The 8,247-nt window shown below is 46.9% G+C and carries 6 protein-coding genes; all 6 read left to right on the top strand.

The window, feature by feature from the left end:
* The first annotated feature begins 395 nt into the window (after positions 1-395).
* The 6 genes from VF724_RS20780 (at position 396) to iolG (ending at position 8,123) form a co-directional block, all read left to right on the top strand.
* Positions 396-953, top strand: coding sequence for a hypothetical protein (locus tag VF724_RS20780; protein ID WP_371756145.1), 558 nt, complete (start codon positions 396-398; stop codon positions 951-953).
* Positions 954-1,569: 616 nt separating this feature from the next.
* Positions 1,570-2,592: a sugar ABC transporter substrate-binding protein gene (locus tag VF724_RS20775; protein WP_371756144.1), complete on the top strand. Its 1,023-nt coding sequence runs from the start codon at positions 1,570-1,572 to the stop codon at positions 2,590-2,592.
* Positions 2,593-2,759: 167 nt separating this feature from the next.
* Positions 2,760-3,749 carry an ABC transporter permease gene (locus VF724_RS20770; RefSeq protein ID WP_371756143.1) on the top strand — a complete coding sequence of 330 codons (990 nt, stop codon included), beginning with the start codon at positions 2,760-2,762 and terminating at the stop codon, positions 3,747-3,749.
* Positions 3,750-3,829: 80 nt separating this feature from the next.
* The gene (locus tag VF724_RS20765; protein WP_371756142.1) at positions 3,830-5,521 is read left to right on the top strand and encodes a methyl-accepting chemotaxis protein; all 1,692 of its coding nucleotides are present in this window, start codon (positions 3,830-3,832) and stop codon (positions 5,519-5,521) included.
* A 38-nt stretch (positions 5,522-5,559) separates the two neighbouring features.
* On the top strand, positions 5,560-7,050 hold the full coding sequence (locus VF724_RS20760) for a sugar ABC transporter ATP-binding protein (RefSeq protein ID WP_371756141.1): 1,491 nt from the start codon (positions 5,560-5,562) through the stop codon (positions 7,048-7,050).
* Positions 7,051-7,079: 29 nt separating this feature from the next.
* Positions 7,080-8,123, top strand: a complete 1,044-nt coding sequence (iolG, locus tag VF724_RS20755; protein WP_371756140.1) for an inositol 2-dehydrogenase — start codon at positions 7,080-7,082, stop codon at positions 8,121-8,123.
* Positions 8,124-8,247: the final 124 nt, after the last annotated feature.

Raw genomic sequence — 8,247 nt, 5'->3', positions numbered from 1 at the left:
AAAACCTCAATCTTTCGTCAACTATATGACTGGATCTCCGGTTTGCCCAATTACATCAAGGGTTTACTGCCTAAATTCAGCTGCGAAAGTTGAGTTAATAATTTGAATTATCAATTGCAGACAAACAAAACGTCAATCTCATGCATTGTCGGGATAGTAGGAACCCGATACGATATAGATAAAGCCGCATCACGAAGAAAAACAAATTCACGAGGAAGAGAATCAATTGGCGTCAAGCAAAAAAAGAAGGAATATAGCCTTACCGGGCCGGAAGGCAAGCTCGCGTATGAAAAAGGTCTTGTAGGGGCCGAGTGGTACACATGCCCGATTCCTAGGCGGCGATTGAAGGAATTGATGAAGCGGAAGGACGGTCCGGCCATACGGGAAACAATTATTTGGTTCGTCTCGCTCATCGCGGTTGGAATCCTCGCGTATTACAGTTGCCGACCGTAGCAGAAGAATCGCGTTTCAGGGAGCTTTTGGATCAATACGGTTTGGAGTTGATCCTGCATGTGTACTCCGGATGCGAGGACAATGAGAAACCATACCCGGATTCGGCGGAGGCTCATATCGCGTCGTTGGAAACTCAACCGGTATTAATAAATTCGCAAAGCGCCAAAGATTCCATGCCTCATGAGGAGCAGGTAAGCTTTTTTCGTCATGCCATACGTCTCGAGAAGCATATTGGCGTCCCACTCGGTCATGAAACTCATCGAGGCAGAGCCACATTCACGCCTTGGAGTACGGCAAAATTGCTTCAGGATTTGCCGGAACTTCATATCGTTGCCGACTTCAGTCACTGGTGCAACGTTTGCGAATCGATGTTGCCCGATCATGAGGAAAGTTTGTCACTGGCGATGCGGCATGTCATCCATATTCATGCGCGGGTAGGATACAAGCATGGACCGCAGGTTCCAGATTTTCGTGTACCGGAGTATGAATATGCGCTGTGAAGACATGAATAGTGGTGGGATGAGATTTGCAGCATCCATAAAGCTGCCGGCCTCCCCTTTGTGACATGTACGCCGGAATTTGGCCCACCGGGGTATATGTATACCCAACCGTTCACCAGACAACCCGTAGCGGATCTTTGGGACATTTGCTATGCGATGGGCCAGCGATTCCGGGAGCGTTACCAACAAAAATATGGTCATTCTTAAAGGAATGAAAAGTTAAATTAAATTTACTAAAAAAACTGTTGATTTCTAAAAGCAAATCTTCTATTATTGTCTTAGGTAAGCGCTTAATCAAAAAGACCTTGTTAATATACAAGTGATTATCTGTGGTTACTGTAATTTCTATTGAATTTATTAGTTTATTTAAGAATTTTGTAGTATCTATCATGAAAATTTAAGGTAAAACGATTTCCTTTATTTAGCTAACATAGCAGACTATAATTTTCTCAAAAAAATTTGAAAACGGTTGCATCCAGAAAATTGAGGGTTGATTTTGGTGGGGGGTGAGATAAAACAGAGGGTATCGAGAAGGTGCGACCCGTTCGCAAATCCAGCGTACTTAAGAAGTCAACACTCATGTCATTTCCAATTTTAATTGAGGGGGAGTAAATTCATGAAAGCGACAAAAATTTCGGTATTGTTTTTGAGTTTGATTTGTTTAACATTAGTATTCGCCGGCTGCTCCAACGGAGGCGGCTCGACCGCGCAAGGAACTGCCGATAAGGCAGCTTCAAGCGATTCCAAACAGGCGGGCGGAACTTCGAACGATAATAAGAAGATCGTTATCGGTGCGGCTCTTCCAGACTTTAGCGATAAATGGTTGAGTTATTTACAGGAAGGTATGAAGAAATATCAGAGTACACAGCAAAACGTTGATGTTACCTACGTGGATGCTCAGAATGATGCTAACAAACAATTATCTCAAATCGAGACCCTTATTTCACAAAAGGTGAACGCGATCGTCATCGTTCCCGTCGATACTGTGTCTGCAGTGGATATGGTCGACAGAGCCAATAAAGCGAATATTCCGATCGTCGTTGTCAATAGGTGGTTTGAAGGTGTGGATAAAGCGACGGCATACGTCGGATCGGAATCCATTAAAGCTGGTACGATGCAGATGGAGCAAGTTGTAAAACTGCTGAACGGAAAAGGCAACATTGCCATTATGAACGGGCAATTAGGCCAGGAGGCGGAAATTAAGAGAACAGAAGGCAACAAACAGATCATCGCTAATAACCCTGACATGAAAGTTGTTTTGGAAGGCACTGCGTCCTGGGACCGCGCTAAGGGCATGGCACTCATGGAGAACTGGCTGAATTCCGGCAAGAAGATCGATGCGGTTGTGTCCAACAACGATGAAATGGCAATCGGCGCCATTATGGCTGCTGAGGCTGCAGGTAAAGCCAAGAATATTATTTTCGCCGGTGTGGACGCTACTCCGGACGCCTTGGAGTTCGTAAAGTCCGGGAAATTGCAGGTTACGGTATACCAGAATGCCGACGGTCAAGGCCAATCTGGCTTGGAAACGGCGATTAAAGCGGCAAAAGGTGAAGCGGTGGAGAAGAATGTTTGGGTACCTTATGAACTGGTAACGAAAGATAATGTGGAAGAATATGTGAAAAAGTGGGCCAAGTAATTGATCACAGTATAGGAGTGGGCGGTGAGGACATATCCTGGTGATGTGTCCTTATCGTTCTAATTGTGAAAAATTACTGTTCGCAGCGTGAGTAAAGCGGTATTTCTTTCATGGGGGATGTTATCGAGTGTTGCTGGCAAAAAGAAATATAACGAAGGATGGTAAAAATGAGTGAACAAGCAGCATTAACGAAACAGAAGTCTACGGCTAAGAACGGCCGTTTCAAGCTTGCCGTGTTGTTGAGCCGCTATGGAATGCTGTTGATCTTAATCGCATTAATGATCCTCATCTCCATTTTGGCTCCGACTTTCTTGACATCGGAAAATTTGTTTAACATTGTCAGACAGATGTCGGTGGTCGGGATTGTGGCGATTGGCGTTACCTTTGTTATCATCACAACGGGAATCGATCTCTCTTCTGGGTCGTTAATCGCGCTGGTCTCGGTTGTTGTCGCTACCTTGGCACATCCGGGCCAGTATCCTCTGATTATAACCATCATGGCGGGTCTTGGTGTTGGAGTGATGACAGGTGTCATTAACGGAACGATTATTTCGAAGGGAAAGATAGCCCCGTTCATCGTAACCCTTGGCATGATGACCGCGGCAAGAGGTGCGGCATTGCTGTATACCGGAGGAAGACCAATCGGCAACTTGTCGGATTCGTTCAAGTTTATCGGCCAAGGAGATTTGTTCGGAATTCCGGTGCCGATTCTGATATTTTTGTTTGTAGGCGTAGTTTCCTATTTGCTTTTGAATAATACAAAATTCGGAAAATATATTTATGCCATTGGCGGCAATGAGCAAGCAGCTGTCATTGCCGGTATTAACGTTGATAAGTACAAAATTATACTCTATGGGTATGCGGGGTTGCTGTCGGCCATCGCCGGCATTATATTGACTTCCCGTATTGCGTCCGGACAACCGACAGCCGGCATGATGTATGAATTGGATGCAATCGCTGCAGCCGTTATCGGCGGTACGAGCCTTGCTGGAGGAGTCGGCACCATTGGCGGTACGATCATTGGCGCTTTGATCATCGGAGTCATGAATAACGGTCTGGATCTAATGAATGTATCCTCTTATTGGCAGCAAATCCTCAAAGGCGCGATCATCACGATCGCCGTATTCGTCGATTCCAGAAAAAACAAGAGAAAATAAACGCCTGGGATGATCATGCTGCTTCTATCTTTGCATGCAGATCTTCCCGTTAGCATAGGTGACCAAGGGGGGTTGACGAAATGCGTCTGTCGATTCTACAGAAGTTAATCCTGGGTTATTTGATCATTGCCTTTATTGCAGGAGGAGCGGGATTGGTCTACTATCAGTCCTTAAACAGAGTTCATCAGTCCTTCTTGAGTCTAATGGACCATCAAGCGTTGCTTAAGTCATATGCGGATAATATGAAATTTTTCGCTTCTTCCCAGAATGGCAATTTGTACGCCTTTCTCTTGACGCAAGACGCTTTCAACAAACTTCAACTGACGAGCGTGAATGACTCCATGAACGAACTGTTGGCCGAAGCAAGACCCTTAATTAATAATCCGGCCATGCTTGAGCAGTTGGACTACGTTGCTAAATTGAACAAGCAATACAAGGATAAAGCAGAGAAGATTTTTGATTTGCCGAAGGGCCAACTGGAGCAAGCAGCCCAGGAAGTGAAGACGGGGGTCCTGCCGCTTGGAGGCGTGATCATGAAGTTTGCCGAGCAGTTATCCAGTCAGCAGGATCAGCTTATGCAAGAGGGGAAAATTACGAACGATAAAACGGTTGCTAGTATGAAACAGATGATACTCATTATCTCGATCATCATCTTCTCCATGGCTTTCGGTATCGGCCTATTGATCTCTCGCATAATTTCCAGGCCGATTGTCATGTTATCCGGTGCAGCCAAGTCGATATCAAACGGCGATCTCGCTATCGAGAAAGTGCGCGTGAATCAAAGAGACGAAATCGGTCAACTAACGCAAGCCTTTAATCAAATGATTGAAAATTTGCGTTACCTTGTCGTCCGAATTAACGAAAGCACAAAGGAGGTTACCTCCATATCCAAAGATGTGTCGGCCGGGACGGAACAAACCAAGTATGCCGCCGGACAAATAACAGAAATTATGGAAAAATTGATGGAAAGCTCCATTAACCAAGTGCAAGAAGCGGAGAGAAGTTTACAAGCGATCTATGAAATGACCAGGGGGATCGACCGCATTGATCAAAGCAGCCGCGAAGCAATGATGAAAGCGGAGCAAGCATTGGGCAAGGCGCTGGACGGAGACGCCGAGATTGTCAAGATCACACATCAGATGAACACGATGCAGGACATCATGCAGCGGATGAAATCGATTATGCAATTGATGCAAGCAAGATCTAACGAAATAGGCGAAATCAATTCTGTTATCTCCGAAATTTCGAATCATACGAATCTTTTGTCCTTGAATGCCGCTATCGAAGCGGCCAGAGCCGGTGGGCACGGACGCGGATTCTCAGTTGTAACTGCCGAGATCCGTAAACTTGCCAATCAATCGAATGAATCAACTCGACGAGTAACGGAATTAGTTCACAATGTGCAGACCGAAACAAAACATGCTGCGGATTCCGTCGAAGAGATGAGTCGTGAGCTGTTCAAAGGGATCAGCGCTTCCAGGGAAGTCAGCGAATTGTTCGGGGATATCAAACTCCTTTGCAACGAAACCACCAACCAAATTCGCGAAGTTTTCGGCTCGTCGCAGCAGCTTTCCAAATACTCCAAACAAATCGTTCAATCGATGGAGCAGTTATCGGGCATTTCGGGGATGATCGCTGCGGGAACCCAAAATGTGACGGCGTCGACCGAAGAACAATTTGCATTTCTTCAACAGAACGCCGCTCATTCCCAGACATTATCTGTTATGGCCGAGAGGCTGCAATCATCGGTCAGCCAATTCAAACTTCAGTAAGTGATGGGAATCTATCAGAAAGATTTGAGGTGAATAAGGTGAGCTCGGAGTACATTTTGGAGTTAACGGATATAACAAAGGAGTTTCCGGGGGTCAAAGCGCTCGACCAAATCCGGCTGAAGGTTCGCAAAGGCACCGTTCATGCGCTTATGGGCGAGAATGGGGCCGGCAAATCAACCTTAATGAAGATTATTTTTGGCATTTACATCCCGGATAAGGGATCAATCAAATTCAAGGGGGAGGAAATCAAACTCTCCGGTTCCAAGGATGCATTGCGGAGAGGAATCTCCATGATCCATCAGGAATTAACTCCGGTTCCGCTAATGACGGTCGCTGAGAATATTTTCTTGGGGCGTGAATCGACGCTTGGCTTTGGATGGATCAACAAGAAAAAGATGGTCGAGGAAACCAGGAAACTATTCGAATCTTTACAAATCGACATCAATCCCAATGCCAAAATGGTCGATCTCAGCATTGCGAATATGCAGATGGTGGAAATCGCCGCAGCGGTTTCATACAACGCCGACCTGATCATCATGGACGAACCGACTTCGGCCATTACGGACAAGGAGGTCGAGCAACTGTTCCAAATCATAGCTTCCCTAAAATCCAAAGGTGTGTCCATCATCTACATTTCCCACAAAATGGGTGAAATCTTCCGGATTTGCGACGACATCACCGTATTTAGGGATGGTCAATGTATCGGGACGAAGTCGGTAAACGAGTTGAACCAGGAAATATTGATCCAGATGATGGTAGGTCGGGAAATCAAGCAAGTATTCCACAAGGACGAAGCGGAGATCGGAGAAGTGATGCTTTCCGTGAAAAATCTCACCCGCAAGGGAAAGTTCCAGAATATCAGTTTTGAGGTGCGAAGAGGGGAAATCTTGGGGATTGCGGGGTTAATGGGAGCCGGAAGAACGGAGGTGATCGAAAGCATCTTCGGGATTCATCCGCCCGATTCTGGCGAGTTCTACATCAAAGGAAAAAAAGTGGAAATCAAATCTCCCCGGGATGCGATCAAGAACAGGATGGGATTGCTGACGGAGGACCGGAAAATTACCGGGGCCTTTCTTCCATTAACCGTGAAAGACAATATGATCGTGTCGAGCATCAATGACTACTTGAATAAGTTCGGATTGCTAAAAAGGCAACTGGTTAATGATATGTGCTCGGCTTTTGTCGATCGTCTCAGCATTAAAACGCCCAGTCTCAACCAGCATATCGTAAACCTTAGCGGAGGAAACCAACAGAAGGTGCTGTTGGCGAGATGGCTGCTCAATAATCCGGATATTCTCATTCTGGATGAACCGACAAGAGGAATCGACGTTGGCGCTAAATCGGAAATTCACAAGCTGATGTCCCGACTTGCCCAAACTGGTAAAGCGATTATTATGATTTCTTCCGAATTGCCGGAAATTTTGGGTATGAGCGATCGGATCATGGTTATGCACGAAGGCCACAAGAAGGGCGAACTCAACCGCGCCGAGGCCAGTCAAGAGAAAATTATGGAACTGGCTTACAGATGATTCATGATAAATAAGACGGAGGAGAGACCATGAAAGACACAATTCGCTGCGCCGTTCTGGGATTGGGCAGACTCGGCTGCTGGCATGCGGAGAATTTGGCTTCCAAGGTGAAAGGCGCCAAGCTCGTCAGCGTCGCGGATACGATCCCTGAACATGCAGAGAAGACGGCCCGTGAGCTGAAAGCGGAGCGCTGGACGAACGATCCTGAGAACGTGTTTGCGGATCCCGATATCGATGCTGTTGTCATCGCGACGCCAACCGGTACTCACGCGGACATGGCGCTCCGAGCGGCGAAAAACGGCAAGCACATTTTCGTGGAAAAACCGTTAACCCGCTACTTGAAGGAGGCGGACGAGGTCATTGAAACGGTCCGAGAGAACCGGGTCCTGTGCCAGGTCGGCTTCATGAGAAGGTTTGACCCTGCATACGCCGAAGCCAATCGACGAATTGCGGCGGGTGACATCGGAAAACCGATTTATTTTAAGGCCGTCTCCCGCGATCCCGCTTCCCCTCCGGCAGCGTTCATCAGGAACAGTGGCGGCATGTTTCTGGATATGGCGATACACGATTATGACGCGGCGCGTTTTCTGCTGGGTGCTGAAGTAACAAGCGTCGCGGCTCACGGAAGCATACTCGTGAACGAATTTATGAAGCAGATCGGCGATGTTGACCAAGCCTTGACCTATCTGAATTTCGAATCCGGAGCAGCGGGAGACATCGAGAGCAGCCGCAACGCTCTGTATGGTTACGATATCCGCGCGGAGATTATCGGTACTGAAGGTACGATCGTCATCGGTTCGCTTCGTCATCGCGACGTAAAACTGCTGACGCCTAAAGGTGGTTTGCATGATATCGTACCGGCGTTTCCGGAACGGTTCAGGGATGCCTTTCAACTGGAAATGAGCCACTTTATCGAAGCATTGAGATTGGGAATAATGCCGGCGGTTACGGAGAAAGACGGAAAAGCCGCGTTGGAAATAGCCACCGCCGCACAATTGGCTATTGAGATCGGCCGCAAGGTTGAACTGGGCGAGTTGAAGCAAATTGGCGAGGAAATAAATTTAGGGTTATAGCAGGCAACGAATATAGTCGATTTATCCTGAATTTCGAAAGCCCATAATATCAGGGCATACTTGCTAAGTGGAAGGCGTTAGGCTTGTAAACATGTGGATAATTCCCGTGCGAATGGGCCGAATT

Origin of the sequence: Ferviditalea candida (assembly GCF_035282765.1) — a bacterium.
GTDB lineage: Bacteria > Bacillota > Bacilli > Paenibacillales > KCTC-25726 > Ferviditalea > Ferviditalea candida.
Note: the sequence above shows the minus strand (reverse complement) of the source record. Positions and strands in the feature narration are given on the sequence as shown.

Excerpts from the sequence above, each read along its gene's own strand:
- VF724_RS20775 (WP_371756144.1), top strand. The coding sequence starts at position 1,570 with ATGAAAGCGACAAAAATTTCGGTATTGTTTTTGAGTTTGATTTGTTTA.
- VF724_RS20770 (WP_371756143.1), top strand. The coding sequence starts at position 2,760 with ATGAGTGAACAAGCAGCATTAACGAAACAGAAGTCTACGGCTAAGAAC.
- VF724_RS20765 (WP_371756142.1), top strand. The coding sequence starts at position 3,830 with ATGCGTCTGTCGATTCTACAGAAGTTAATCCTGGGTTATTTGATCATT.
- iolG (WP_371756140.1), top strand. The coding sequence starts at position 7,080 with ATGAAAGACACAATTCGCTGCGCCGTTCTGGGATTGGGCAGACTCGGC.